This window comes from Streptomyces sp. NPDC043867 (genome assembly GCF_056435845.1).
On sequence record NZ_JBWKDS010000027.1, the window covers coordinates 24,372 to 51,257 of the forward strand.

Annotated in this window: 27 protein-coding genes; 22 read left to right on the top strand and 5 right to left on the bottom strand. The window is 69.4% G+C overall.

Annotation, left to right across the window (positions count from 1 at the left end; all coding sequences use genetic code 11):
• Nucleotides 1–302: 302 nt before the first annotated feature.
• Both AC069T_RS25120 and AC069T_RS25125 read left to right on the top strand, forming a co-directional pair.
• Nucleotides 303–860 carry a DUF5819 family protein gene (locus tag AC069T_RS25120; RefSeq protein WP_478784860.1) on the top strand — a complete coding sequence of 186 codons (558 nt, stop codon included), beginning with the start codon at nt 303–305 and terminating at the stop codon, nt 858–860.
• Nucleotides 850–2,037 (top strand): HTTM domain-containing protein, encoded by a 1,188-nt coding sequence (locus AC069T_RS25125; RefSeq protein WP_478784861.1) that lies wholly within the window; start codon nt 850–852, stop codon nt 2,035–2,037. Before AC069T_RS25120 ends, AC069T_RS25125 begins: the two co-directional genes overlap by 11 nt.
• Before the next feature lie 88 nt (nt 2,038–2,125).
• Here AC069T_RS25125 and AC069T_RS25130 read toward each other — a convergent pair whose 3' ends face one another.
• Nucleotides 2,126–2,446 (bottom strand): STAS domain-containing protein, encoded by a 321-nt coding sequence (locus tag AC069T_RS25130; RefSeq protein ID WP_478784862.1) that lies wholly within the window; start codon nt 2,444–2,446, stop codon nt 2,126–2,128.
• Nucleotides 2,447–2,630: 184 nt separating this feature from the next.
• Between AC069T_RS25130 and AC069T_RS25135 the strand changes: the two genes are divergently transcribed.
• The 4 genes from AC069T_RS25135 (at nt 2,631) to AC069T_RS25150 (ending at nt 4,259) form a co-directional block, all read left to right on the top strand.
• The gene (locus tag AC069T_RS25135) at nt 2,631–3,044 is read left to right on the top strand and encodes an ATP-binding protein (RefSeq protein WP_478784863.1); all 414 of its coding nucleotides are present in this window, start codon (nt 2,631–2,633) and stop codon (nt 3,042–3,044) included.
• 295 nt (nt 3,045–3,339) lie between these two features.
• A complete protein-coding gene (locus tag AC069T_RS25140) occupies nt 3,340–3,636 on the top strand; it encodes a hypothetical protein (protein WP_478784864.1) in 297 nt (98 codons plus the stop codon).
• Between the two features lie 60 nt (nt 3,637–3,696).
• Nucleotides 3,697–4,107 (top strand): ANTAR domain-containing protein, encoded by a 411-nt coding sequence (locus tag AC069T_RS25145; RefSeq protein ID WP_478784865.1) that lies wholly within the window; start codon nt 3,697–3,699, stop codon nt 4,105–4,107.
• The gene (locus AC069T_RS25150; protein ID WP_478784866.1) at nt 4,104–4,259 is read left to right on the top strand and encodes a hypothetical protein; all 156 of its coding nucleotides are present in this window, start codon (nt 4,104–4,106) and stop codon (nt 4,257–4,259) included. The genes AC069T_RS25145 and AC069T_RS25150 overlap by 4 nt, the downstream gene beginning before the upstream one ends.
• A gap of 262 nt (nt 4,260–4,521) precedes the next feature.
• On the opposite strand, the gene AC069T_RS25155 is transcribed toward AC069T_RS25150, so the two are convergent.
• The gene (locus tag AC069T_RS25155; RefSeq protein WP_478784867.1) at nt 4,522–4,914 is read right to left on the bottom strand and encodes a DUF6355 family natural product biosynthesis protein; all 393 of its coding nucleotides are present in this window, start codon (nt 4,912–4,914) and stop codon (nt 4,522–4,524) included.
• Between the two features lie 123 nt (nt 4,915–5,037).
• On the opposite strand from AC069T_RS25155, the gene AC069T_RS25160 reads away from it, so the two are divergent.
• Nucleotides 5,038–5,205: a hypothetical protein gene (locus AC069T_RS25160; RefSeq protein ID WP_478784868.1), complete on the top strand. Its 168-nt coding sequence runs from the start codon at nt 5,038–5,040 to the stop codon at nt 5,203–5,205.
• Between the two features lie 917 nt (nt 5,206–6,122).
• On the opposite strand, the gene AC069T_RS25165 is transcribed toward AC069T_RS25160, so the two are convergent.
• Nucleotides 6,123–7,064, bottom strand: coding sequence for an aldo/keto reductase (locus AC069T_RS25165; protein ID WP_478784869.1), 942 nt, complete (start codon nt 7,062–7,064; stop codon nt 6,123–6,125).
• Between the two features lie 96 nt (nt 7,065–7,160).
• Here AC069T_RS25165 and AC069T_RS25170 point away from each other — a divergent pair, with 96 nt between their 5' ends.
• Nucleotides 7,161–7,781 (top strand): TetR/AcrR family transcriptional regulator, encoded by a 621-nt coding sequence (locus AC069T_RS25170; protein WP_478784870.1) that lies wholly within the window; start codon nt 7,161–7,163, stop codon nt 7,779–7,781.
• Between the two features lie 708 nt (nt 7,782–8,489).
• Entirely contained in the window at nt 8,490–10,013 is a 1,524-nt protein-coding gene (locus AC069T_RS25175; RefSeq protein ID WP_478784951.1) for a phytoene desaturase family protein, read from the top strand.
• A gap of 637 nt (nt 10,014–10,650) precedes the next feature.
• On the opposite strand, the gene AC069T_RS25180 is transcribed toward AC069T_RS25175, so the two are convergent.
• On the bottom strand, nt 10,651–11,463 hold the full coding sequence (locus AC069T_RS25180) for a FadR/GntR family transcriptional regulator (RefSeq protein ID WP_478784871.1): 813 nt from the start codon (nt 11,461–11,463) through the stop codon (nt 10,651–10,653).
• Nucleotides 11,464–11,918: 455 nt separating this feature from the next.
• On the opposite strand from AC069T_RS25180, the gene AC069T_RS25185 reads away from it, so the two are divergent.
• The 3 genes from AC069T_RS25185 (at nt 11,919) to AC069T_RS25195 (ending at nt 15,095) form a co-directional block, all read left to right on the top strand.
• Nucleotides 11,919–12,710 (top strand): LamB/YcsF family protein, encoded by a 792-nt coding sequence (locus tag AC069T_RS25185; protein ID WP_478784872.1) that lies wholly within the window; start codon nt 11,919–11,921, stop codon nt 12,708–12,710.
• Nucleotides 12,707–14,209 carry an amidase gene (locus AC069T_RS25190; protein ID WP_478784873.1) on the top strand — a complete coding sequence of 501 codons (1,503 nt, stop codon included), beginning with the start codon at nt 12,707–12,709 and terminating at the stop codon, nt 14,207–14,209. Before AC069T_RS25185 ends, AC069T_RS25190 begins: the two co-directional genes overlap by 4 nt.
• 568 nt (nt 14,210–14,777) lie before the next feature.
• The gene (locus tag AC069T_RS25195; protein ID WP_478784874.1) at nt 14,778–15,095 is read left to right on the top strand and encodes a DUF6506 family protein; all 318 of its coding nucleotides are present in this window, start codon (nt 14,778–14,780) and stop codon (nt 15,093–15,095) included.
• A 228-nt stretch (nt 15,096–15,323) separates the two neighbouring features.
• Here AC069T_RS25195 and AC069T_RS25200 read toward each other — a convergent pair whose 3' ends face one another.
• Nucleotides 15,324–15,653, bottom strand: a complete 330-nt coding sequence (locus tag AC069T_RS25200; RefSeq protein WP_478784875.1) for a MarR family winged helix-turn-helix transcriptional regulator — start codon at nt 15,651–15,653, stop codon at nt 15,324–15,326.
• 293 nt (nt 15,654–15,946) lie between these two features.
• Between AC069T_RS25200 and AC069T_RS25205 the strand changes: the two genes are divergently transcribed.
• The 10 genes from AC069T_RS25205 to AC069T_RS25250 all read left to right on the top strand — a co-directional run bounded on the left by AC069T_RS25205 (nt 15,947) and on the right by AC069T_RS25250 (nt 26,870).
• Nucleotides 15,947–17,011: an alkene reductase gene (locus AC069T_RS25205; protein WP_478784876.1), complete on the top strand. Its 1,065-nt coding sequence runs from the start codon at nt 15,947–15,949 to the stop codon at nt 17,009–17,011.
• 611 nt (nt 17,012–17,622) lie between these two features.
• Nucleotides 17,623–18,270, top strand: coding sequence for a GntR family transcriptional regulator (locus tag AC069T_RS25210; RefSeq protein WP_478784877.1), 648 nt, complete (start codon nt 17,623–17,625; stop codon nt 18,268–18,270).
• A gap of 47 nt (nt 18,271–18,317) precedes the next feature.
• Nucleotides 18,318–19,559, top strand: a complete 1,242-nt coding sequence (locus tag AC069T_RS25215) for a cytochrome P450 (RefSeq protein WP_478784878.1) — start codon at nt 18,318–18,320, stop codon at nt 19,557–19,559.
• Nucleotides 19,556–20,416, top strand: a complete 861-nt coding sequence (locus AC069T_RS25220) for an SDR family NAD(P)-dependent oxidoreductase (protein ID WP_478784879.1) — start codon at nt 19,556–19,558, stop codon at nt 20,414–20,416. Before AC069T_RS25215 ends, AC069T_RS25220 begins: the two co-directional genes overlap by 4 nt.
• 158 nt (nt 20,417–20,574) lie before the next feature.
• On the top strand, nt 20,575–21,711 hold the full coding sequence (locus tag AC069T_RS25225; protein WP_478784880.1) for a thiolase family protein: 1,137 nt from the start codon (nt 20,575–20,577) through the stop codon (nt 21,709–21,711).
• Between the two features lie 8 nt (nt 21,712–21,719).
• A complete protein-coding gene (locus AC069T_RS25230) occupies nt 21,720–22,133 on the top strand; it encodes a Zn-ribbon domain-containing OB-fold protein (RefSeq protein ID WP_478784881.1) in 414 nt (137 codons plus the stop codon).
• Complete coding sequence (locus AC069T_RS25235) at nt 22,130–22,936, top strand: enoyl-CoA hydratase/isomerase family protein (RefSeq protein ID WP_478784882.1); 807 nt, start codon at nt 22,130–22,132, stop codon at nt 22,934–22,936. The genes AC069T_RS25230 and AC069T_RS25235 overlap by 4 nt, the downstream gene beginning before the upstream one ends.
• Nucleotides 22,936–25,242: a CoA transferase gene (locus AC069T_RS25240; protein WP_478784883.1), complete on the top strand. Its 2,307-nt coding sequence runs from the start codon at nt 22,936–22,938 to the stop codon at nt 25,240–25,242. The genes AC069T_RS25235 and AC069T_RS25240 overlap by 1 nt, the downstream gene beginning before the upstream one ends.
• Nucleotides 25,243–25,284: 42 nt before the next feature.
• Nucleotides 25,285–25,608, top strand: coding sequence for a 2Fe-2S iron-sulfur cluster-binding protein (locus AC069T_RS25245; RefSeq protein WP_478784884.1), 324 nt, complete (start codon nt 25,285–25,287; stop codon nt 25,606–25,608).
• Between the two features lie 17 nt (nt 25,609–25,625).
• Nucleotides 25,626–26,870, top strand: a complete 1,245-nt coding sequence (locus AC069T_RS25250) for an NAD(P)/FAD-dependent oxidoreductase (protein ID WP_478784885.1) — start codon at nt 25,626–25,628, stop codon at nt 26,868–26,870.
• Nucleotides 26,871–26,886: the final 16 nt, after the last annotated feature.

Below are 26,886 nucleotides of genomic sequence, written 5' to 3' on the forward strand. Positions count from 1 at the left end.
TGCCGGCTGAGCGGTGCGCGGCGGGGACTCTCTCCGGCCCGCCGCGCACCGCCCCAGTTCAGTTCACGGGGCGGACCGGAGTGAACGTACGGCGGACGAGAGGGACAGGGCGGCCAGTGCTGGGCGGAGTCGAAGCAGAGCACGAGCGGAAGAGTGAGCGGGCCGGTGGCTCGGAGCCGGCCGTCGGCGGCACGGCTGAAGGGGCAGGGCAACACGGAACAGGTGAGAGACGGGAGGCACCTGGTGCGCGCAGGCGGACGGTGAAGGGGATTCTCAACACCGGAGTGGCTCTCTGTCTGGCCATGGCCCTGGCACACGTCGTGCTGGTCTTCCTGCACGTGGCACCCCCGAACGTCGTCTCGCAGCGCTACAAGTCCCAGGTGGACGCCTGGATCTATCCGCTCTTCGAACAGAACTGGCGGCTCTTCGCGCCGGACCCGGACTCCGTCAACCGGACGGTGTCCGCGCGGACCGCGCACACCGCCCGCGACGGTTCGGTCCGAGTGAGTCCCTGGTTCGATCTGACCGCGGTGGACGAAGCGGCCATCGAGCACAATCCCTTTCCGAGCCACACCTCGCAGAACCTTCTGCGCCGGTCCTGGACGTCCTACGTGGAACTGCACGGAAGCGATGACATCTCGCGTTCGGCCCGGGCCGTGATGATGCGGCAGTACCTGCGCAACGTCGCCGCCGACCGAGTGGCCGAGCTGAGCGGCAAGCCGTTCGAGTCCATCCAGCTCCGGGTCGCCACGCTGCCCGTCGCTGCTCCCGGCACCCCGGACAGCGACCGCCGTGCCGCCTCCGCGCACGCCGAGACACGGCTTCTGCCCTGGTGGAAGGTAGCCCCCGATGGGAAATGACCCGATGCGTCACCAGACGGCTCCAGGACGGCACCCCTCGCTGTCCTCGCCCACCTCGCCGCCCGCGGAGGCCTCTTGGGGCAAGCCGTCCGGGCGTCACCTGCTCGCGATCGTGCAGGGTCGGCTCGGCGGCCCGGTCCGCCGCGCCTGGGCCCTGCTGACCGACCGCCCCGTCTCCCTGTACGCCGTGTCGGTGCTGCGCATCGGATACGGCTCGCTCTACCTGGTCTTCCTGTTGCGCGAGTTCTCGCACCGCGACGAGATCTGGGGGCCCGGTTCACCGTGGACGCCGGCTCTCGCGCGGCAGCTCTTCGACCAGACGGGCTGGGCCAGCGTGCTCACGCTGTCGGACAGCCGCCTCTACTTCGAACTCTGCTATGCCGCGGCCCTGGTCACCTGCGTCCTGTTCCTGCTGGGCTGGCGCACTCGTGCGGTGTCCGTACTCTTCGCCGTTGTCGTCGCGTCCTTCCACGCACGGGCGATCTACATGACGGACGGCGGCGACAACCTCGTTCTCCTGATGGCGGTCTACCTCACCCTCACCGCGTGCGGACGCATCTGGTCCCTGGACGCCAGACGAGCCCGTCGCAGGGCGGCGGGGAACTCGCGCGTCCGGTGGCCGGCCGGCGCCGTACCGGAACTGCGCGAGGCGCGCCGCACCTTCGTGACGGCCGTGCACAACTGCGGGCTCCTCGTTATCGCCGTCCAGGTCTGCTTCCTCTACGGCGCGGCGGGTCTGTACAAGGTGCAGGGCGGAACCTGGGGCGCCGGAACCGCACTGCACTACGTCCTGAACCTCGAACTCTTCCAGCCCTGGCCCGCGGTCTCCCACTGGGCGGACGGCCAGGCGGCGACCCTCGCGGTGGCCGGCTACCTGACCGTGCTTCTCCAGGTCGCGTTTCCCTTTGTGCTGTTCGGCAGGCTCAAGTACCCGGTACTGGCGATGCTGCTCGGCATGCACACCGGGATCGCGGTCCTCATGGGACTGCCGTTGTTCTCCGGGGCGATGATCATCGCGGACGCCGTGTTCCTGCCGGACCGGTTCTACATCGCGGTGGGCGGCCTGGCCGGGCGGGCCGGGCGGTGGTCGGGCGCGGCACGGGCCGTGTCGGCGGCGCGGCCGGGGACGGTCCCGAAGCAGACCGACCGCAGTCCCTCCGCGACCAGTGTCTCCTGATGCCTGTCGTTCGTGCGCCAGTACGCTCTGATCAAGCCCCGGCTGCCCGTACACCTCGCCGGGGTCCGGTCCGTATCGCTCCGGCTTTTCAGGCCGGGGAAGCGTCCCGGGCTGCCTCCACGGTGGGATAGAGCCGCAGAACCGTGTCGGCGCCGGTGATGCCGAACAGCCTTGCCAGGTTGTTGGGCGTGGCGGCGAGGCGCAGATCGGTGAGCTGGTGGAAACGCAGCAAGAGGTTGAGGAAGCTGGAGTCGCCGAACGTGACGCCGCTCAGATCGAGGATGACTGGGTGATGCCGCGTGCGGGCCGCCTCCAGCTCGTCGGCGACGGGAGCGATGCTCGACGCATCGAGGTCGCCGCGCGGCACGATGACGGGGGGCGCAGGGAGTGCGCTGTCGTGTGTCGCCATGCGCTGAGTATTACCGATGATCGGATCCGTATGGACTGGAGGGAGCACTTTGGTGAAGGCAGCGTGATGTACGCGTGCGGGTGCGCCGTGAAGGGGTACTCGAACGGCGCACTCCGGACAGGGGTGCGTACTGGGGAGGCCGCTGGAGCGGGATCGAGCGCCGCCGCAGCCGCGAGGTATGGAGATGGTGGAATTGCGCCTCAGTGAGATCTACAGCGGGCAACCGGGCTGTATAGCGACGGCCAGGCGGACGGTGACGGCGTTCCTGGCCCGGATCGGCACCGACACGGCCGTGCGCATCCCGGCCGACACGGTGGGGCGGGCGCAACTCGTGGTGAGCGAGCTGGTGACCAACGCGGTCCAGCACACCGGCGGCGAGTGCGGGCTGCAGCTCGAGCTGATCGCCGACGAGGTGGAGATCACCGTCTGGGACACGGACGCGTCGCCGACCGAGGTCACCGTGGCCAAGCCCGATCCACTGCGTGTGGGACAGCACGGCCTGGAGATCGTGAAGGCGCTGTGCGGCCGCCTCCGCGTCAGCCCGGTACCGCGAGGCAAGCAGGTCCAGGTCCGCATGGCGCTTCCGCTCGCGGCGTAGGACCTCCTCGGGGCGTCGGCCGCCCCGTTGTATGCACGGAACCGGATACCTCTGTTCACGTGTCCGCGGACCGTGGGCGTTGACCGCACTCGGCGGCGACCCGGGCCCACGGCGGATCTCCCCGGCGGCGCAGGCGCTGTCGCGCCGTCTCGAGGGTTTGTTCCAGGGAGTCATTTCCGTCCGGACAGGATCCCTGGCCTGGCAAGGTATCCACAACCTCCGGGCAGGGCTAGGCTGTTGGGCGAAGCCCCAGCCCCCGGCAGCGATGTCTTTGTTCCGCCCCGGGAGGCCCACCGTGTTCGTTCTGCTTGTCCTCGTGATCGCGGTGCTGTTCGGTCTCGGCTTCCTCAGCCCCATCTGGTGGGTGGCCGCAGCGCTGCTGGCCCTCGCCGCCACCCGCTACCGGCGTGATCATGGCTCCGGCTGGGGGCGACCGCACGGTGCCGACGCCGGTGAGTACCGCGAGTACGAGGCGCGCCGTGATCGGCAGCACCGCTGGGAGCGCCGCTACAACCGGCAGCACCAGGCGCGGTGGATCCGCGAGGAGCGGCAGGACCGGCAACACCACATCCGGCCCACGAGGCATCGCTGACATCCATCGGTTCCGGCAGCTTCGACCACTGCGGACCACAGACCGTCGAGAGGTACAGCCATGTCGCGTACAACCATGCTCCCCGAGGGTTATTGGGACCTGAAGGCCGAAGCCTCGTGGACCAATGCGCCCCCGCCCGGGCAGAGTGCCGCCGGCCTGCGCGCCGAGATCGTCCGGCTGCGGCGGGCGCTGGTGGGCCGTGCGGCCATCGACCAGGCCCGCGGGATCGTGATGGTGCTGACGCCGTGCCGTCGGGCCGCTGCCAGGAACCTGCTGGTCGAGGTCTCCCGCCAGTGCCGCGTCAGGCTCCCGGAGACGGCCGCAGCCGTGGTCGCGGCCTGGGAGGGAAAGCCGCTCCCGCGTCGGATGCAGCAGGCCTTGCAACGCGCTGTGCGGGACTTTCATGCCGAGGACCCCGCGTGCGCCTCGGGGCCGACGGACGAGGCGACGACCGGAAGGCGACGGGCGTGATCCACGCGGCCGACGTCGGGGAGTGGCGAGGCCGTGAGGTGATCGGCACCGACGACGTGCTGCTCGCCGGGCACGAGGAAGCGATCTTCCAGCACTACGGACTGCCGTACAAGGCGGGGGACGCAGGTGAACGGCAACTCGCACGGCGCTGAGCACCCATCTCGACGCCTGTGCGGTGCGCCGGACCGCACCGCTCAGGCGCCCTGCACGGCATGTCCCTCGCCATGTCGCTGCGTGGCGCCGCTTCCACCGGACCTCACGGTCGGCCCGTCCGGTGCCGGGCCGCATGATCCACCCCTTGACTCCGCGCCCTGCGGTCACGGTGTCGGGCCTGCTGCTGTGGGAGCCGAGCCTCGCTGTGCCGCAGTAGTCGGGACGGCGGCCGGCGGAAGCGCAGCCTGAACCGGTGTGAGTTCAGTGAGGGGTGTGCCCGGTGCGCGTTCCGCCTCGGCATCCGGCGCCACCGATGTAGTACGCGTTGAGATAGTTCGGACCCGCACCCGGTAGCTGTGTGGGGCCGGGCTTGACGCACAGGTGGTAGTCGTTCGTGCTGCCGCCACCTCGGACATCGACGTGGACCAGCACCGTCGTGTCACCGCAGTGGTTGTACCCGGCGAACTGGGACTCGCGGACGCGGTACCGGAAGAAGCCGCACTGGGTGAGGGAACCGGCGCCTGCCTGCCGGACTTCCGGCCCGCGCCCGGACTCGGCGTGGGCCGGTCCCGGGAACGTCAACAGGGCCAGCGCGGTGAGCGCGCTCGACGCTGCCGCCGTGGCGGCGCGAACAAAACGGGGGGAGGGCTTCACGAACACTCCTTGAGGCGAGCCATGACGATGGACGACCAGCCGATCGACTCTTCCTGACACCACGACACCTGCTGGAGCCGCGTTGGTACGGCGATCGTAACTCCATGTGCCTGCACGGTGTCCGTGAGTCACCGGAACGAGTGGTGGCAGAGAAGGAAACGAGGAATCGGGAAGGAGGACGCGGATCTCGTCGTGGTGGTCGGCAGCCGCTTCGCGGTCGAGTGGGCGACCGGGGCGACGGGGGTCGCCACGGCGGCACCCACGACGGTCGGGCCCGACTGGACGGAGTAGGTTTGTTTCCGCAGAGACCGTGTCCCTAACAGGTCGTGTCGCTTTGGGCCAGGGCCAAGTGCCTGGCGCGTGTCCCATTACAACGGACCATCGTGTCCGATTCCCCGCTGCGGGTATGGCGGACATCGCGCCTTGCCGAACTCGGCGGCCGAGGAGAACTCTACGGGTGGAAGGCGCCCAGACGGTTGATCTCAGTGTTGTTCGCTGGCGCGGTGTTTTGTATAGGGAGGGTGCGGCAGGTGTAGCGGCTGCCCTGCATCCAGGTTCGCGGCCCGTCGCCACGGAGGCGTACGAGGCCGGGGCTGCCGCAGGATTCGCAGGTGCGTTCGGAGGCGGTCTCAGCGGCGTCGGGTGAACTCGCCATCGAACTTGACTGGCCCTCCGCCAGGATCTGGAGACGGCGCGCTCCGAGCTGCGCTCGATCAAGACCCACGACCGCTTGCGGCGGCTGCGCGAGGAGACCTCGCTGCTCTGCCTCATCGCGCCACCGCGCTCGAGGAGCTGCGTAAAGAGTGGGACCAGGCCGTGGCCGCCGGGCGGCGCGCGGACGCGGACCTAGTGGCCCCGCGCAGCGTCGTTCAGCGGCACGGCGCGAGCGGGACCGCAGAACCCCACACGGCTCAGCGGTCTCACCCGACCTGGCGAATTTGTTCCTGCACTGTGCCTGCACGTCTGGATGGCCCGGAGCTTTCCGGCCGCCAGGTTCGAACGCTACGTGGACGACGCGATGGTGCACCGGCGGGGCCGACCGGCTCGCGCCGCTGTCAAGTGCCACGCTCACCGCCAGGCCGAGGAACAGCAAGGAAGGGACTCGATCACCGTGCGGATTCTGGTTCCCACGATCAGCGACCTTGGCTTATTGACCCGCAGCCAGCCCTGTTGGCCCCGACTGCCGTGAGGGGCACCTGGTGCGGGTGTCAGTTCAGGGGGCCGCCGAGGCCGCCGTCGGGGACGATTTCGGCGCAGCGGACGAGGTCGTCACTGGTGAGAGTGAGGTCGGCTGCGGCGATGTTGTGGGCGACGCGGTCGGGGTTGCGCGAGCCGGGGATGGGGACGATGTAGTCCTTCTGCGCCAGGAGCCACGCCAACGCCAGCTGTGCCAGGCTGGCGCCCTTGCTGTCGGCGAGCTCGGTCAGCTTGCCGACGATGGCGAGGTTGGCGTCGAAGTTCTCCGGGTTCCACCAGGCCACGTACTGGCGGAAGTCGTCGGTCGTGTAGTGGTCACGGGACTTCACCGCCCCGCTGAGAAAGCCGCGGGCGAGCGGGGAGTAGGCGACAAGGCCGATACCGAGTTCTTCCAGGACGGGGAACAGCGGGGCGGTGTCACGGGGCGCGAAGAGCGAGTACTCGTTCTGCAGGACCGAGATCGGGTGCACCGTATGGGCGCGGCGGATGGTGTCCTCATCGGCGTTGGACAGACCGAGGTACTTAACCTTGCCGGCATCGACGTACTCCTTCATTACACCGATGACGTCCTCGATCGGAACGCTGGGGTCGGGCACATGCTGGTAGAGCAGGTCGATGGAGTCGGTGTTGAGGTTGCGCAGGCTGTTGTCGACCACCTCGCGGATGTGGTCGAGCTGCGAGTTGGGGGCGAAGGAGGGGGTGAAGCCGAACTTGGTCGCGATCGTCACCTCGTCGCGGACCGGCGCGAGAGCGCGGCCGAGCAGCTTCTCGCCGTCGCCCCAGCCGTACATCTCCGCGGTGTCGAAGTGGGTCACACCGAGTTCGTGTGCACGCCTGATCGCGGTGATCGACTGTGTGTCGTCCGAGGGTCCGTAGCCGATGGCGGTACCCATCGCGCCGTAGCTGATCGCGGAGGCGGTGAGGCCCTGGGTTCCCAGAGTCCGCTGTTCCATGAGGCACTCCTCTACCAAACCGAACTGTTTGGTTTGACCGTACGCCTGCCTTCCCGTGGAGGCAAACCCCCAGGTTCGGTCCGCTAAATTGGTGCTATGGGCACCTCAACCGGAACGGACTCCACCCGCGACCGCATCGTCGACGCGGCCACGGCCGAGTTCGCCCGGCACGGCATCGCCGGCGCCCGCATCGAGCGCATCGCCAAAGCGGCCCGGACCAGCAAGGAACGTCTCTACGCCCACTTCCGCGGCAAGCTGGAGCTCTACTCCACCGTCGTCGCCCGCGAGATGAGGCTGGTCGCCGAGGCCACCCGCCTGGACCCCACGGACCTGCCCGGCTACGCCGGACGCGTCCACGACTACTTCACCGCACACCCCGACCGCTTCCGCCTCATGAACTGGGGCCGCCTCGAACTCGCAGGCGGAGCCCCTCCCGACCCGGACGACCCCATCCACGCCACCGTGCTCCACAAGACCGAACAACTGCGCAGCGCACAGAACGCCGGCCACTTGGACCCGGCATGGGACCCCGTCGACATCCTGATGTTCGTCCACCAGCTCGCCCTGTCCTGGGCCGGCCAAGCCGACCTGATGCCCGCAGATGAGGCAGCACGCACCTCCTTCCTGGCCGCCCGCCGTACGGCCATCGTGTCGGCAGTGCAGTGCCTGTTCCCCGCCTCTGGAACCCAGCCGTCAAGATCCGTCGGACAGGTCTGACGCACATGCCCCCACCCGAGATGAGCACCGGTCCGAGCTGACCGGCCTCGACCCCTTCGGCTGCGACCCGTCGGCCCGGAGGGCTGCTTCGGCTGCCGGCGAGGTTGTCTCGCCGGTCTTCCCGGGCACGGCCCCCGGCACGCTGGGCCGACGGCGCGCCCCTCATGCAGGTGCAGCGGCTCGACATCGAGCGTGGCGGGGGCAGTTGTGAAGTGGGCAGGTGCCGCCCCGGCGGGTAGCGCCCGTCGCTGCCCAGTGGGGCGACCGTCTCGGTCATTCCACAGCGAGCGTGGCCTCCGCCAGCGCCAGGATTCACGAGGAGACTGCCGGGGCGGGTATTTACCGGCGGGGCTCCATGCGTTACAAAGGCCTGGTGGAAAGGCGATGGGACAGTGACGCGGCGACGGTACCGGTAGCGGTGGTTGTCGACCTGTCAGAGGTCATGTGCCCTGTGATTCCCGAGCCGCACTGGCAGTCCGGGCTGTAAGGGACTGCTTCCCGCTCAACGTCCCCTGGCGCAGGGGTGGATGGAATCCGTCCGGCGCCACCACGGGCAACGTTCAGCGGGGAGCAGCGAGCCACCCTTCATCACGGTGTTCCAGGTCTTTGGAGATCCCAGTGCGCTCACTTCCTGCCTCTGTCCCGTATTCCTCTGTCGGCCCTGTCGGTGCGTCCGTCCGACCTTCCCGTTCTTCGTACGACGCCGTCATCGTCGGTGCCGGCCACAACGGCCTGGTGGCCGCCGCGTACCTGGCCCGGGCCGGGCGCAGCGTCCTCGTCATGGAGCAGCTGGACCATGCCGGCGGGGCAGCGGTCTCAGCTCAGACTTTCAACGGCGTCGACGCACAGTTGTCTCGCTACTCCTACCTGGTCAGCCTGCTCCCGAAGAAGATCGTCGACGACCTCGGGCTGCGGTTTCAGACACGGCGGCGCCACATCTCTTCCTACACGCCCACCTGCCTCGGCGGCCGCCCGACCGGCCTCCTGGTGGATGCCGACGACACCCGCACCCGCCAGTCATTCCACGCCCTCACCGGCTCTGACAGCGAGTTCGACGCATGGCGGAGCTTCTACGGAACGACTCTGCGCGTCGCCCAGCGGGTCTTCCCTACGCTCACGGGTCCGCTGCCCAGCCGCACCGAGCTGGAGCGGATCATCGACGACAAGGAAGCCTGGGAGGCACTGTTCGAGCGCCCCCTGGGCGAGACGATCGAGGCAAGGTTCTCGCACGATCTGGTGCGGGGCATTGTCCTGACGGACGCGCTGATCGGCACCTTCACTCACGCACATGACGAGTCACTGCGGCAGAACCGCTGCTTCCTCTACCACGTGATCGGCAACGGCACAGGCGAATGGAACGTCCCCGTGGGCGGGATGGGCGCACTCACCAGTTCGCTGACGGACGCCGCCCTCGCCGCAGGCGCCGAACTCCTCGTCGGCCATGAGGTCATGAGTATCGATACCGACGGAACTGCCGCAGAGGTGCACTACCGCGCGCTCGGAAGCGAGGGGGTGGTAGCAGCAGCTTCGGTCCTGGCGAACGTGGCACCTTCCACGCTCGACCGCCTGCTCGGCCAGGAGGCGACACAGCCGGCTCCCGAAGGTGCGCAGCTGAAGGTCAATATGCTGCTGCGCCGTCTGCCGCGCCTGCGCGACCGGACGGTGGACCCTCGCGAAGCCTTCGCCGGCACGTTCCACATCGCCGAGTCGTACGACCAGCTCGACGTCGCCTACCACGAGGCCGCGGCGGGCCGCCTTCCGAGCACGCCGCCCTCCGAGATCTACTGCCACTCCCTCACCGACTCCTCGATCCTGGGACCGGAACTGGTGGAACACGGATATCAGACCCTCACTCTGTTCGGGCTGCACATGCCGGCTCGCCTCTTCGAAGGTGCCAAGGACACAGCACGCGAAAAGGCGCTGCGCGCCACCCTGGCCGCGCTGGACGCCTGCCTGGATGAGCCGATCGCTGACTGCCTGGCCCTCGACGCGGATGGCCGTCCCTGCATCGAGGCCAAGACGCCGCTCGACCTGGAGGCGGACCTGGGACTGCCATCCGGCAACATCTTCCACCGCGACCTGTCCTTCCCCTACGGCGACGAGGGGACCGGGAGGTGGGGCGTGGAAACCGCGCACAAGAACGTCCTGGTGTGCGGGGCGGGGGCCATACGCGGCGGCGGAGTGAGCGGCATCCCCGGTCACAACGCCGCCATGGCCATCCTCGGGCACTGACCCCCCTGGGGCACAGGCGAGGCGACTCACGTCGCTCGCGCAGTGCCCGGGGAGGTGTCTCCTCTCCATGACCACCGCCGTCACGCCGCCCCCGTCCGCGCCGGGCTCCTGGAGCTGGGCCCAGCGGCGGGGCCCGGCGGGGCGTCAGGCGCACGGTGCCGACGTCGAGGCGAACGTGCGGGTGTAGAGGCATCTGGTGACCAGGCGCGATCGAGGTCGGTGCACTTCGTCGGGGCGCTGATGTCGGCGCGGGGGTGGAGCGGTGCCGACCTCGCTCATGCGGCGGCGCTGTGTATCGGGACGTCGCCGATGATGGCCCGCCTCGCCCTCGGTCCGTCGGCAGCGCAGTCATCTGTGGGCCGTTGCCCGGGATCCCCGTCTCGGCCGCCCATCCGCCATCGGGCGGCCCGCGCAGACGCGTTCGACCACCAGTCGCCGGTCAGCCGGGCAGTACGGTGGGGGGCGCGAAGCCCTCCGGTGTAGTGCGTCCACACCGGAAGGCTTCACCACGAGCAGGCCCGGCCGGTGTCAAGAACGCCCGTGATCCATGCACCTGGGCAGCAAGGGCATGACGTCCCCTCTCGCGGTCTTCGGCGGAGCGGGGCGCGAGAGTTGTTGCTGCAGCGCCACCCGCTTCTCAGGGCCTTTCCGGCGAGGTCTGGGTCGTCTCGTTGCGGGGGAGCAGGCTGGCGACCGGCACTTCGTCCGCACCGCGTTCGGCCAGCGCCCGAGCTCGGACTTCGGCGAGGTGATTGACATGGTCAAGCAGTCGCGCGCGGGCGCGGCCGGGGTCTTGGTCGCGGATGGCCTCGAAGATGGCTGCGTGCTGCGCCTGGATGAGATCACGGTCGAGGAGCTCGACGAAGACGGTGTTGGTCATCGGCCGTACAAGGTGCACCGATGTCATCGCCAGCTCGAGGATGCGATTACCTGCTGCGCGCGTGATGGCGGTATGGAACTGGAGGTCAGCGGCCAGCCACGCGGCTGTGTCGATGTCGGGATCCTGGGCGTGAGCGAGGGTGCTGGCCATTGCTGCGAGGTCTGCTTCGGTTCGCCTTTCGGCGGCCAGAGCAACGCACTGCATTTCCAGTGTCATGCGGGCTTCGTCGACCTCTCCCACCGAGACGTCCCCGGCCCGGAACCACATCATGATGGCTTCGCTAAGGCGTGAAGCGACATCCTCGGCTGCTGGCACCACCACGTAGGTCCCGCCGCCACCACCCCGCGTGGAATTGACCATCCCGCTGGCAGCGAGGTGCTTGAGCGCTTCGCGTGCGGTTCCACGGGCGACATCGAAGACGCCGGCAAGTTCCTGCTCCGTCGGCAGGCGGTCTCCGGGCTTGAAGTGACCGCGGACGATCGCCTCGCGCAACTGCTTCGCGATCTGTCCCGAGGCATCGCGCCGGGTCAGAGCCTTGGGCTCGAACACGGCCCTGTTCGCCTCCCCCATGAGAACCACTCCTCCGAAACCTATTTGTGACCCACCTGAACCCTTGACTGCCACCGGACAGCTCATGTCCAATGTTGGACATTGAACGTTGGACCACCGGTCCTACGGAGATTACCGCACGTCCCCCTTCTTCAGGAGCACCAGTGTGCAGAGCAGAGTCCGCCCAGGGGCGGGCCACCGGCCCGGATCTGCTCCATGCGCCTCGCGCCGGTTCTCCGGAGGACGGTGCCGTGCAATTGCAGGCAGAGCCTCACTGCACCCCATGGGCAGCCCGGCAGCTCTCACCCGCCCCCTCCCCGGTAGGGGCACCGAACCACTCAGAAGGAAACGGCCTGCAGCCTCGCGGTCCATCGAGCCGTCCCGGAGCTCCGGGACGGACGCGGGCCGCGGCTGTCGCCGAGCACCGCAGTCCGCCAAGGGCCCTACCCCCAAGACGAACAGGCAGATAACGCCCGATGGCCATCCAGATAGATCTGAACTGTGACATCGGCGAGGGCTTCGGCCGATGGGACATGCCCTTCGACACAGAGCTGATGAACCTGGTGAGCACGGTCAACGTCGCCGCCGGCTTTCATGCCGGTGATCCGACCACCATGCGCACCACGATCGATCGGGCCACGACCCTCGGCCTGGACATCGGCGCGCATGTCGCGCTGCCGGACCTGGTCGGCTTCGGCCGCCGCCGCATGGACCTGTCCGCGCAGGAGGCATACGACATCTCCCTCTACCAGATCGGCGCCGTGGCCGGATTCGCCCACGCAGCGGGAGCCGGACTCACCCATGTCAAACCACACGGCGCGCTGTACGTGATGGCAAGCACCGACGCCGAAATCGCCAAAGCCATCGCCCGTGCCACGGCGGCATTCGACCGACGGCTGCGCCTCTTCCTCCTCGACGGGCGGTTCGCCGATCTGATCGCCGCCGAGTACGGCCTCCGCGTAGAGCCGGAAGGCTTTCCCGACATGGCGTACACGCCCGACGGACAGCTCATCCTCGAACGCACCAAACGACCATGGCCGCCGCAGCGAGTGGCACAGCGAGCGGTGCGCATGGCCACCGAAGGCCTCGTCGAGGCGAGTGATCACTCCAGCATCCCGGTGCGGGCCCGCACCCTCTGCCTGCACAGTGACGCCCCGAACGCCCTGGAAACCGCCCAAGCGGTGCGCCACGCCCTGGCCGCGCACGACATCAGCGTCCGATCCCTCAGCAACCTCACCACCGCCTCAGCCCCGCAGGAGCAACCGTGAACGAGCACTTCACCCTCGAAGAAGCCACCATCGCCGACGTGCACGCCGCCTACCGCACCGGGGCGCTCACCGCGCGCGCACTCGTTCAGGCGTACCTTGAGCGGATCGCGGCCGTCGACGCCGCAGGTCCCCGGCTCAATTCCATCCTCGCCGTCGACAGCCGCGCGCTGGCCGACGCCGAGCGGCTCGATGAGCACCTGCGGTCCACCGGCGAACTCGTCGGCCCGCTGCACGGAATCCCCGTCGTCCTGAAGGACCAGATCGAGACCGCCGGACTGACCACCACGTTCGGCTCCCAGACCGCGGCGGACTACGTGCCCGACCACGACGCAACGATCGTCACCAGGCTCAAGCAGGCCGGCGCGGTCATCCTGGCCAAGACGACCATGCCGGACTTCGCGACGTCCTGGCACTCCACCTCCTCCGTCAGCGGCCTGACCCGCAACCCGTACGCGCTCGACCACGACCCGGGCGGCTCCAGCGGCGGCACCGCGGCCGCCGTGGCCGCGAACCTTGCGACGGTGGGGATCGGCGAGGACACAGGCGGCTCCATCCGCCTGCCGGCGTCGTTCTGTAACCTCGTCGGCCTGCGCGTGACACCGGGGCTGATCAGCCGCCACGGTGTGTCGCCCCTTGTGAAGATGCAGGACACCGCAGGGCCGATGACAAGGACAGTGACCGACGCCGCTGTGCTGCTCGACGTTCTCGCCGGCTTCGACCCGGCCGACCCCTACACCGCCACCGCGGCGATCGCGCGGCAGAAGGGAACCTACGCCGAAGCGCTCGATGCGGGCTCACTGGCGCATGCCCGCATCGGTGTGCTGCGCCAGGCATTCGGAGACGACGGCGACACCGAGGCCAACGCGGTGAACGCCGTGGTCAACGCCGCGCTCGGCAAGATCGCCGCGACCGGAGCACAGCTCGTGGACGTGGCCATTCCCGACCTGGACCACTACGTGGCCTACACCTCTGTCTACTTCTCCCGGTCCCGCGCCGACATCGACGACTTCCTGACAAGCCGACCCGGAATCAAGGCCACCTCCATCGCGCAACTGCACGCCGACGGCCTCGCGCACCCCAATCTCGACCTGCTCACCGGAATCGCGACAGGCCCTGCCACGCCCGCAGGTGACCCCGACTACCACCTCCGCATGGAAGCCCGGGAGGCGTTCCAGCGCGTGGTCATCGCCATCATGGCGTCCAATGACCTCGACGCGCTGTGCTTCCCTGACGTGCGCATCGCCGCCCCGACTCACAGCGACGTTCTCGACTCGCGCTGGAGCTGTCTGCAGTTCCCGACCAACACCGTGATCGCCTCCCAGCTGTGGATGCCCGCGATCAGCGTCCCCGCCGGGTTCACCGCCGACGGTCTGCCTGTGGGACTGGAACTGATGGCTATGCCCTACCACGAGGCAGACCTCCTCTCCCTCGCCTACGGAGCCGAACAAGCAACCGGCTCCCGGCGCGCCCCCACAGTCCTGCGCCCGGCTGAGCGCTAGGGCCTGTCGTTTGGATCAGGCTGGCTGTGACCGACGGTTCGTCCTGACCGACCCGAGCGGGGTCTGGCGCGTGCAGCTGCAAGGCGGAGGAGGGAGTCGACGCGGAGCGTCGGCGACCGACGACAACGCCGCAGATGTGCGTGCCAGACCCCGCGACGCCGGCGTGATCCAAACGACAGGCCCTAGCCGCTCGCCCGGCCGGCACCGGTGAAGGTGCAGGGACTGTGCCGAAAGAGCAGTCCTACGCCCTTGCTCGGTCACGCCGCTGGCTGTGGCCTGACCCCGTCCCGTCTCTGGCGGACACGCACACGCAAGCTCACGAGCCGCTCGTCACGTGGTTGGCCCCCGGCCCTACCCGGCTGGGGCTGATCAAGGGACCGGAGGGCAATACCCCTAGTGTCCTATCAGGCGCCGCTTTCCCTGACGCGTCCCCTTCGCGCGGTGAGCGCAGCAGCAGTCTCACAACTGCTGGGCGCTGGGCATGCCGCCATGGAAGTGATCGGGCGGTGCGCTGCCGACGTCGCTGACGCTGGCGTGTTGGCCATGGTTACGTAAGGAGATCCTCGCAATGGCACTGCACAACTGGGCGTTCATTTACCTTTCTCCGGGCTTCACCCCGGAAAACAGCACCCGCACCACCGAGGTCGGCGACTGCCTCTTCACGTCGGTGGGCCTCGACTTCACAGCTAAGGAGCAGGTAGTCGATCTTGCCCGCACCCTGGTGGGCCAGGGGGCGCAGATGCTCGAACTGTGCGGTGGTTTCGGCCCCGTATGGGTTGCCCGGGTCAGCGAGGCCATCGGTGGCGCGGTGCCTGTTGGAAGCGTCGCCTACGGTCCTGAAGCGCGCCAGCCCATGCTCGACCTTCTCAAGCCGGACGACGAGTGAAGCCGCCCCGTCCGCAACCGCCCCGTCAGCAACTCTCCGACGCGGGGCGAACGCTGCCCGAGCGGCACCAGCTTCGGACACCAGCCGCACAGTAGGCCGCCGGCAGCCGGGCAGGCTCCGCTTCCCTGCCCCGGGCACCATCGCTGGTCTGCCCGGGGCCCAAGGGCGGGCGTGCGGTAGAAGCGGTCACCAGAGGAGCTGCGGGCGAACTATGCCCTGGTGGCTGGGTCAGTGCTGTTGTGTGTTGTAGGTGGTGAGGTTGGCTTCGACCTGGCCGAGGAGGGTCAGCAGGTGCTTCCGCTGGGCGGGTTCCAGTCCGGCGAGGCTTTCTTGTTCCAGGGTGCTCCAGGCGCGGTCGACTTCGGCCAGCATGCGGGCGCCGGAGTCGGAGGGCTCCACCAGCACGGCCCGGCCGTCCGCCGGGGCCGGCACGCGTCGCACATGCCCGGCGTGCTCCATCCGCTGGAGCGTCTTGGTGAGTGTGGAGGGGGCGAGGCGGAGCATCCGGACCAGGTCCGACTGGCGCACGACCGGCCCGCTCTCCCACAGGTGCATCATCACCAGCTCCTGCCCCGGATGACAGCCCGAGATCGCGCAGCAGGGCCGCGGCCGCCGTGCCATGCGCTGTGCCGGGCCACCCGGCACAGCGCATGACTGACCGGACCGCCACGGGCCACAGCGGGCCGTACGTCAAGCCCGGCCCTCTCCGGCCGTCCGCAGGACACCGGAGGATGCCCCGTCCAGCACTTTACTTGGGCGGCCAAAGACGGGTGTACGGTGGGTTCCGGTAACACTAGTTGGGCGACCACCTAAATACTTGGCCGCCCAAGCGAAACTCTGGAAGTGTGCTCATGACCACCGCATTCGACCCCATCGACCTGTCTGGCCTGCGTTTGTCCAACCGCATCGCCATGGCCCCCATGACCCGAAGCCGTGTGGCCGAGGGGAACCGGCCCACGGCCCTGACCGGCGAGTACTACGCTCAGCGTGCTTCCGCCGGGCTCATCGTCACCGAGGCCATCCAGATCTCCGTCGTCGGGCAGGGCCTCCCGGGCACGCCGGGCCTGCACACCGAAGAGCAGGTCACCGCGTGGCGCGGCGTGACCGACGCTGTGCACGCCGCCGGAGGCCGCATCTTCGCCCAGCTCGTGCACAACGGCCGCATCGGCATGCCCGGGCTGCTGCCGGGCGGTCTCCTCCACGTCGCGCCCTCCCCGGTCGCGGCGCGCGGATCCGTCTACACCCCCGACGGCCCGAAGGAGTTCACCACGCCCCGGGAACTGACCGGCGAGGAGATCCGTGCAACCGTCGGCGACTTCGCGGCCGCCGCGCGCGCAGCCGTGCGGGCCGGCTTCGACGGCGTCGAACTCCACGGCGCCAACGGCTTCCTGATCCACCAGTTCCTCGCACCGGGCAGCAACCAGCGCACCGACAAATGGGGCGGCTCCGTCACCGGCCGCATCCGGTTCGCCGTGGAGACTGCCCGGGCCGTCGCTGAAGCGATCGGCCCCGAGCGCACCGCCATGCGGCTCTCCCCGGGCAATCCGCTCCACGACATCGCCGAGCCCGAGCCGGAGGCGACCTACACCGCGCTCGTGGACGCGCTGGAGCCGCTGGGCCTGGCCTATGTGCACCTTGCGGAGGCGGTTCCTGGCCTGCGCGGGCTGACGCTTGAGCTGCGCAAGCGGTTCAGCGGCGCCCTCATGCTCAACCCGGCCACCGAAGCGCCGACCGGCCCGCAGGAACTCACCCTTGTCGAGGACGGCATCGCCGACCTGATCTCCTACGGCCGGTTGTTCCTCGCCAACCCGGACCTGCCAGCCCGGCTCAAGGCGGGCGGCCCGTTCCTCGCAGCCGATCCGAACACCTTGTACGGCGGCGGCGCCGAGGGTTACACGGACTACCCGACCCTGTGAGCCGGACCTGATGCGCAAGGCCCGCGGGCGGCCGCGGTTACCGGCCCGCCGGGGTCAGCCAAGCGCGGGTCAGGCTCCGCGCCGTTCGAAAGGTGCGCAACCTGACCCGCCTGCCGGCCTGCCAGCGGGCGGCGCCCACGCGCGCACCGCCGCTGCCGCAGAGGGCCGCCCTGAAGGGCCATCGACGTCCCCGCCGTGCCGTTGCCCGCGCATACACCTACGTGGCTTTGTGAGGTGCAGCGATACGTCCCCCTCCTGAAGGTGGTCGTGCGCGCAGAAGGTGATCAGGGTGCGGGACGCGACGGTCCGGCAAGGGCGCCCGGCGCCGCTCCACCCGGGCCGGCCGTCCTTTCCCGGGGGCTGGCCAGCTTTTGCGGGTTTCGGCCGTGCGCCGGCCGAGCAGCCCCGCCGGGCGGATGGGTCCGTACGCCGCCGGGAGGCGGACCTTGGCCGACTCTGGCCCTCGGGCGTGTGTTGCAGCGGCAAGCGGCGGTCCGAGGGGCGGACTCTCCTCTTGACGACGGCATACGGGCGGCGGCACTCTGTATTCCGTCATACAAACTCTGGGAAGCGGGGCTGATGTGGTGGCCGGGTCTGGACTCGATCTTCGGGTGACGCAGGACAAGCTCGTGCGGGACAAGGTGGTCGATGCTCTGCGTCGGGCCATCGTGGACGGGGCTCTGCTGCCGGGTCGCAGGCTTACCGAGCGTGAACTCACCGAGCTCACCGGAGTGAGCCGCACTTCCGTGCGTGAGGCGCTCAGGCGTCTGCAGGCCGAGGGGCTGGTCGAGGAGTCGCCGAGCCGGGGACTGCGGGTCAGTGTCCCGACCCGGGAAGAGGTCGAGCAGATCTATGAGATCCGCGCCGAGCTGGAGCCGTTGGCGGTACGCCTCTTCGTCGAGCGGGCCTCTCAGGAAGAGGTGGACATGCTGGCCCGCGTCGCTCAGGAGGTGACGCCGGGGGGTGAGGGCAACAAGGACGTGCTCGACCGCTTCGACCAGATCCTTTTGGGCGGATGCCGTAACCCCATGCTGGCGGAGTTGCTGGGCGGCCTGTACAGCCGCATCCATTCCCTGCGCCGCATCTCGGTTGCCTCGCCGGACCGTATGACCGCCGCCAAGCAGGAGTACGCAGAGCTCATCGAGGCCATCGGGCGCCGTTCGGCCCCCGACGCGGCGGACGCGGCCCGTCGGCACCTGTCCGCAGCCCGGGCGTCCGCGATGACCGCGATGAGCGTGCTGATGCAGGAGGCCGACTGACGCTGAGGACGCCGGCCATCACACCAAGAGCACAAGGAAGTGCAGCAATGAGTACGGAGACCATCACTCAAGCCATACCTGATCTGTCCGACCCGGCGACTTTCGCACCCGGGGTGCCCCATCAGGCCTTCGACGCGCTCCGGCAGATGCCGGGACTGTACTGGCAGCCGGCGAAGGCCGGCACCCTCAACGGCGGATTCTGGTGTGTCACCCGGCACGCTGAGATTGCCGAGATCGAACGCGACCCGGAGGCCTTCAGCTCCCAGTGGGGTGCCTTCTACCCGACCTTCTCGTCGGCCGATCACTACGCCCGGGCCAACATCATGTTCAACGACCCGCCGGTCCACAGCCGGCTGCGGCGGGCTGCGGCCCGCTCCTTCGGGCCACGGGTCATTGCCAACTTCGACACCTGGGTCCGCGAGATCGTCGTGGAGGTGCTGGAGGACGTCACCGCCCGCGGCGAGGTCAACTGGGTGGACGACGTAGCGGCCATGATCCCCTCCCGCGTCATCGCTCGGGTGCTCGGAGTGCCGCACCGAGACCGGCAGCGCATCGTGGACTGGACTCTGGCGATCTTCCAGGCCGCGGAGACGCCCGACGACGGGGAGGCCGCGCGGGAGGTGCTTCCCGAGGTCTTCGCCTATCTGGAGCAGTTGCGGACGGAGAAGCTGCGGGACCCGCAGGACGACATGGCCACCGTGCTCGCCCAGTGCGTCGAGCGAGGCGAGATCAGCCAGCCCGAGTACCTGTCCTACACCGCCCTGCTCCTGGCCGCCGGCTTCGAGACGACGCACACCACCATTGCTCAGGCGATGCGGCTGGCCCTGGAGGAGCCGGAGATCGCCGACGCCGCTGCCCGGGCTGTCGCCGCCGGAAGCCTCGACACGCTGGTCGACGAGTACCTGCGGTTCATCACCCCGGCTATGAACATGGCCCGCACAGTGACGCGGGACGTCGACTTCCACAGCACGCAGATGCGCAAGGGTGACCTGGTGCAGCTGTTCTTCACCGCTGCCAACCGTGACCCCGCAGTCTTCCCCGACCCGCACCGCTTCGACCCGTTCCGGACCCCCAACCGGCACATGGCCTTCGGAAACGGCCCGCACAACTGCATCGGCCAGTACCTCGCCAAGCTGGAGATACGCATCCTGTTCGAGGAGATGCACCGCCGAGGTGTCGCCGTTGCCCTGAACGGCGAGCCCATACGGGGTCGGAGCACGTTCATCAACAAGCTTGTGTCCTTGCCCGTCGTCGTCACCACGACCGGCCGGCAGGAGGAGCGCTCATGACCTCGCTGACGGATGCGGTCGTCGTCGTGACGGGTGGCGCCACCGGAATCGGGCTGGCACTGGCCCACGAGGCAGCGGCCCGTGGCGCCCGGGTGATGATCGCGGATGTGGAGGACGCGGGCGCGGCCGTTGAGAGCCTGCGGGCCTCGGGCGCCACCGCGGACTGGCTGTGCACCGACACCTCGGACTACACGCAGGTCAAGAAGCTGGCCGAGGCCACCGTCGAACGGTTCGGCACCGTCAACGTGGTGTGCAACAACGCCGGAATCGGCGTGATCGGCGCACTGCAGGACGTCGACCCAGGTGAGGCCAAACGTCTCTTCGAGGTCAACGTGCTGGGCATGTTCCACATCGTCCACGCCTTCGCACCCCTGCTGAAGGACGCCGCCGCACGGGGCGAGCCGGCGTACCTGCTGAACACCGGTTCCGAGCACTCTCTCGGCGTCCCGCCGCACGTAATGCCCATGAGCACCTACACGGCGTCGAAGTACGCCGCGCTCGGTCTCACCGACACCGCACGCCGCGACCTGCAGCACTTCGGCATCACCGTCTCCCTCCTCGCCCCCGGCTGGGTCCTCACCGAACGGATCAGCGCGCTCGTCGCCGCCGACCCGCACGCGGCCGCCGCCATCGAACCGTTCGCCCAGCAACCCGCCGACGTCGCCAGGGCGGCCTTCGACGGACTCCTCAAGGGCACACCGGTCATCGCCACCAACCCGCACAGCCGCGCCTTCGCCATGGAGCACGCGCGCGACCTCATGGCCGACATCCAGGCACTTCCCCTCCTGGACGGCCCCAACGATCATCCTCACGACGGCACGGGCGATGCGTCCAAGTGCCCCTTTGGGCAGGGCTGAACACCCACCGACCGCCGCATCCGCGCCCCTCAGCGTGCGCCGACCGGCACCCGCGGCTCTGTGCCGCTTCGTTTCCTCCCTTGCACCTTCCCGCGATCACGGCCGGGCAGCGGCACACCACGTCTGACGGCCTCTCGCACTCGACCAAGGACACAACCATGCCTGAACGAAGGCAAGTGGCGATCGCCGGCGTCGGCCAGACCGACTTCGGTGCCCTCTACGCCAACAAGGACGCCCACCGCGACGCCTACGCGCTCGGCGCCGAGGCACTGCGCCTCGCACTCGACGACGCCGGCCTGCGCAAGGACGAGGTCGACGGCCTCCTCACCTCCCGTATCCACTACGAGCACGGCGCCCACGTACTCGGCCTCCCCAACCCCCGCGTCATCAACGCCCTCGAAGGGTCCGGCCGGATGAGCGGCGTCGCCGTCCAGCACGCCGTCGCCCTGATCGAGAGCGGCCAGGCCGACGTCGTGGCCTGCGTGTACGGCAACAACGGCCGCTCCGTGAAGATGACCTACGGCGGCACCTACACCGACAGCCCCACCACCCGCTACGACGCGATGTACGGCATGACCTCCCCAGGCGCATACGTCGCCATGATGTACCGCCGCTACGCGCACGACTACGGCGTGCCCGATGGTGCCCTCGCCCCGATCGCGGTCAACAACCGCCGTAACGCCGCCCTCAACCCGGTGGCCGTGATGCGCGAGGAGATCACCGAGGAGCAGTACCTCGCCTCCCGCTACATCGCCGACCCGCTGCGCCTGTACGACTACTGCATCATCAACGACGGCGGCGTCGCGCTGATCCTCACCACCGTGGAGAAGGCCCGCGACCTGGCCAAGCGGCCGGTCCGGGTGGCGGCCACCGCCGCGCGGGGCAACGTCAGCAACTACTACACCAGCACGGACTTCTTCTACTCCGCGTCCCAGGACGTGGCCCGACGGGTGTACACGGCCTCGGGTTACGGCCCGGAGGACATGGACTGCCTGCAGATCTACGACAACTTCACCCCCACCGTCCTGTTCAGCCTGGAGGGCTTCGGCCACGCGCCGCGCGGTGAGGCGTGGAAGTGGGCGACGTCCGAGCGCATCGCGCGCGACGGCGAGATGCCGGTCAACACCGCCGGCGGGCACACCGGTGAGAGCTACATGCAGGGCTGGGGGCACCACGTGGAGGCCGTCCGCCAGATCCGCAGAGAGGCCGGCCCGCGCCAGGTGGCCGGCTGCGACGTCGCCCAGTACATCTGCGCCTCGCCCATCACCACGTCGCACGTCCTGGTAGGGGAGTGAACAAGCCAATGGACAACCAGCAACTGATCGAGATGCTCCCGCCGGTCACCGAAGCCAACCGCGCCTTCTGGGAGGGCACGCTCGCCGGTGAGTTCCGCCTGCAGTACGGCAGCTCCGGCACCCCCCGTTACCCCGAGGCCCCGGTGGACCCGGTGACCCTCGACGAGGACTTCGAATGGCGCGCCGCGAGCGGCAGGGCCACGTTGTGGTCCTGGGTCGTCATGCACCAGAGGTACTTTCCCGCTTTCGCCGACGAGGTCCCCTACCTGGTGGCCTTCGTCCAGTTGGAGGAGGGGCCGTACCTGATGACCACACTCGTGGACCCGCCGCAGGATCTGGAGTGCGGCATGCCGCTCGAGGTCGTCTTCGAGCAGATCGGTGACGACCGGGCCATCCCGAAGTTCAAGGTGGTCTCCCGATGAGCACGCCGACTGCCTCCACCGCGCAGACACAGAAGCCCGTCCTGGTCGAGCACCTGGACAGCGGCATCTCCCGCATCACGTTCAACCGTCCCGACAAGCGCAACGCCATGAACCGTGCGGCCCGCGCCGGCATGGTGCGCGCCCTCGACGAGTGCCGGGGCAGCTCCAAGGTGATCATCCTGACCGGGAACGGTCCCGCTTTCTGTGCCGGCGTCGACCTCAAAGAGGGAGACGTCAGCACCGGGGACGCCGAGCTCGACCGGCGCAGCGAGTGGCCGGCCGTGCAGGAGGAGATCCGCAGCCATCCCGCTGTCGTCATCGCCGCGGTCAACGGCTTCGCTCTGGGCGGGGGATCGACCTTGATCAACGTCGCGGATCTGGCCGTCGCGGCCGACGAAGCCGAGATCGGGATGCCGGAGATCGGCTTCGGTCTGTACCCGACGCTCGCCGGGCCCGCCGCCCAGTTGCGGCTCAGCCCGAAGCATGCGGCCTACCTGGTGCTCACCGCCGAACGTATCGACGGCACCACCGCCGCACAGTGGGGGCTGGTCAACCAGGCCGTGCCCCGGGCGGAGCTCGACACCGCGGTCACGGCTCTCGCCGCACGTGTCGCCTCCTTCGACGCGACCGCACTGGAATGGTCGAAGAAGGCACTGTGGAAGATCCCCGGCGAGATCTCCGAGTGGACCAAGGCCATCGCGTACGGGCACGAGGTCGCGGACGAACTGCTCGCCCGCAGCAGTGCTGTGGCCGAGGGTCTCGGCCGGTTCCGGGCCGGCGAGCGCAACCCGGGGCAGGGCTGATGTCCGGGCAGCGCACCTTCCAGGTGGTCGAGGTCACCGAGTCGGTCGCGGGGGCGGCGTGCGGACGCCTGTTCACCGCGCTCGGGCACGACGTGCTGTTGTGCGAGCCGCCCACCGGGACGCCGCTGCGTGCCAGAGAGTTCACTTTCGCCGCCCTGGGCGCAGGCAAGCGCAGTACCGTACTGCGGCCCGAGCAACTCGCGGCTGACGAGACCAGCCCGCTGGCCGGTGCCGATGTGCTGATCACCGATCTGACACCGGCCGCAGCCGCCGCCGAGGGCCTGGACACCGGAGAACTGCGGCAGCGGTTCCCTCATCTGGTCATCGTCTCGCTCACCGCATTCGGTCTGAGCGGGGAGTACGCCGAGACCGTCGGTGACAGCCTTCTGGCGGAGGCGTACGGCGGACTGGCCACCATGATCGGTGAGCCGGACCGGCGGCCGCTCAGTCTCGGCGGCGAGCAGAGTGCCCACGCGGCGGCCTTCGTCGGCCTGTACGGCGCCATGCTCGCCCTGCGCACCCGTGATCGCACGGGATGCGGCGACCTGGTCGAGGTCGCGCTGAGCGACGTCGCCGCCTACATGGACTGGAAGAGCGATGTCCTTCACGACCTCGGCCAAGGCGTGCCGAAGCGCGCGGGCTCGTCGGCGGGCGGCTGGCGCGTAGTACGAGCCAAGGACGGCTGGGTCGGAGTGATCTTCCACGCGCACCAGTGGGCGGCCGTCGTCGACCTCTTCGGCGACCCGCGTCTGAGCGCTCCCGGCCTCGACGATCCCGCACAGCGCGCCGAGCGCTCACAGGAGTGGTGGGCCGTGATCGCCGAGGCGGCCGCGAGCCGCGAGGCCGTGGAGCTCTACACCGCGGCCCAGCGCCTGGGACTGCCCTTCGGTCATGCCGCCGACGCCCAGGCGCTGCTGGCCGATGAACAGCTCCGCACCCGCGGCTTCGTCCTGCCACCCGGCTCGCGGCGCAAGGATGCTCCCGTGGTGGGCGTTCCGTGGACGGTGCCCGGCATACCCGCTTTGACGGCGCCGGCACCCCAGCTGGGCGAGGGCGGCGACAGCCCGGCGGCCGTGCCACGGCCGGCTACCCGCCCGCCGCGCGCGAAGGTGGCTGCGCGGCACGCAGTCCGGGCGCCTCTGAATGGTTTGATCGTCCTCGACTTCGGCACCATCACCGCCGGAGCGGCCACCAGCCGGCTGCTCGCCGACTACGGCGCGACCGTGATCAAGATCGAGTCTCAGGGCCGCCCGGACCCGTTCCGGGCATGGGTGATGCCGGGCAGCGCCGACCGGGCGACCGGGGCGCAACCGAAGCCCTCACCGATGTTCGCCTCCAACAACGCCGGCAAGCGCGGTCTGAGCCTCGATCTGAAGACCGAGCACGGCCGGGCCGTCGCCCACCAGCTCATCCGCAGGGCGGACGTCCTGGTGGAGAACTTCCGCGTCGGCGTGACCGCCCGCATGGGCATCGACTACGCCACCGCCCACCGGCTCAACCCCAACCTGGTCTACCTGTCCCTGTCCAGTCAAGGCGTCTTCGGCCCCGAGGCCTCATACGGTTCGTTCGGTTCGACCCTCGACCTGCTCTCCGGCCTGGCGGCCGTCACCGGCTATCCGGGGGAGCGGCCCATGTGGTCGGGCGGCGACGTCAACTACCCCGACCAGGTGGTGTCCTTCGTCGGCGCCGCCCTGGTCGCAGACGCGGTCACCAGCGGCCGGCGCGGCATCCACCTGGACGTCTCGCAGCGCGAGGCCGTCGCCTGGACCCTGGCCGACCAGCTCGGCGAGCACGTCTGGACCGGTCGCGTGCCCGCGGCCGACGGCAACCGCCGCCCCGGCGCCACCCCGCACGACACCTTCCCGGCCGCGGAGTCCGACAGCTGGCTGGCGATTGCCTGCACCAGTGCCGGACACCGGCGGGCGCTTGCCGAGGTGATCACAGCACTGCCCGGCCACGAGCCGGAGGAGTGGTGGCTGAAGAACCAGGACGCCGTCGACTCCGCCATCACGCAATGGACGTCCCGACGCCCCCGCGAACGGGCCGTAAAGGAACTGCGCCGGGCAGGTGTTCCCGCCGTCCCCGTGAACACCGCTGCGGACCGCGCACGCGACCCCCGCTACCTGGAACGCCGGACGGCCCTGCGCGTCCCGCAGTGGCTGAAGGGATTCCCCATGATCCTGCACAGCCATACGCCGCCCGCCCCTGCTCCCGCACCCGCCCTCGGCGACAACAGCAAGCACCTGGACGACGACGCCCTCGATGCGCTCCTCGCCGGTGCCCTGCGACCGCCGTCCCGCCACTGAACCCCTGCACCCGCACCTCGCACCCAGATCAGGAGGCCCGTCATGCCCCGTGTCGTATTCGTCCGCCCGGACGGGACCAAGCAGGAAACCCACGCTGCCGACGGGACCACCGTCATGCAGGCCGCCACGGCCAACCTCGTGCCCGGCATCGTCGCCGAGTGCGGCGGCGAGCTGTCCTGCGCCACCTGCCACGTCTTCGTGGACGAGCAATGGCTCCGGGCGCTGCCCGCCCGCTCAGAGGAAGAGGAAGACATGCTGGACGCGACGTCCGAGGAACCCACGGAAGCCAGCCGCCTGTCCTGCCAGATCACACTCGACGCCTCGCTCGACGGCATCGTCGTGCACATTCCCAGGACCCAGAAGTAGAGCTGGGCGGGAACCCCATGCATATCGAACCCACAGCGGCCGACCGCGTCGTAGTGGTCGGTGCCGGCCAGGCCGGTGCGGACTTCGTCGCCGCCCTGCGCATGGCCGGCCACCAAGGGCCCGTGACCCTCATCGGCGAGGAACCCGGCTACCCCTACGCCCGCCCCCCGCTGTCCAAGGCGTATCTGTCCGGCAAGGCCACGGCCGAGGACCTGTACATACGGCCTCCCTCCACGTACGGACAGCAGCGCATCGAGCTGCGTGCCGGCACCCGGGTGGCCGCCATCGACCGGACTGCCCGGGACGTGGTCCTCGCCGACGGCGAGCGGCTGCCGTATACACGCTTGGTGCTCGCCACCGGCGGGCGGGCGCGCAGACTGCCCGCCCCCGGACTTGACGACGCGCCCAATGTCCACTATCTGAGAACCCTCGCCGACGCGGCCGCCATACGGCACCGGTTCGTGCCGGGTGCGCGACTGGTCGTCGTCGGCGGTGGCTATGTCGGGCTGGAAGTCGCCGCGGTTGCCCGTCGGCTCGGCCTGGACGTGACTGTCCTGGAGGCACTGCCCCGCGTTCTGGCCAGGGTCACCGCGCCACAGGTCTCCGCGTTCTACCAGCGGGTGCACACCGAAGAGGGCGTCGACATCCGCGTGGGCACCGCGGTGACCGGCTTCGCCTTCGCCGCCGACGGCTCGGTGGCCGCCGTTGAGCTCAAGAGCGGCGAGCGGATCGACACCGACATCGTCCTCGTCGGCATCGGACTGATTCCCAACACCGAACTAGCCGAGCAGGCCGGGCTCGCCGTCGACAACGGCATCGTCGTCGACGAACACTGCCGCACCGCAGACCCCGCCGTCCTGGCCATCGGCGACTGCACCAGCCACCCCTGCGGCGAGCACGGCGGGCGCCGCCGACTGGAGTCGGTGCCCAACGCCTTCGACCAGGCGCGGGTCGCAGCCGCCACGGTGATCGGGAACCCTCAGCCGTACACCGCAATCCCGTGGTTCTGGTCCGACCAGTACGACGTCAAGCTCCAGACCACCGGACTGTCCACCGGCTACGACGAGGTCGTCATCCGCGGCACCACCGACACCGGGCGGTCGTTCGCCGCCTTCTACCTCAAGGACGGCCAGGTCCGTGCCGCGGACGTCATCTCCAGCCCCCGGGACTTCACCGCCGCCAGAAAGCTGGTCGCGGCACGGGCCCGGGTCGCTCCCGAAGCGCTCAAGGATCTGTCGCTCCCCCTCAAGCACCTGCTGTGAACCACCCGGATGGGAA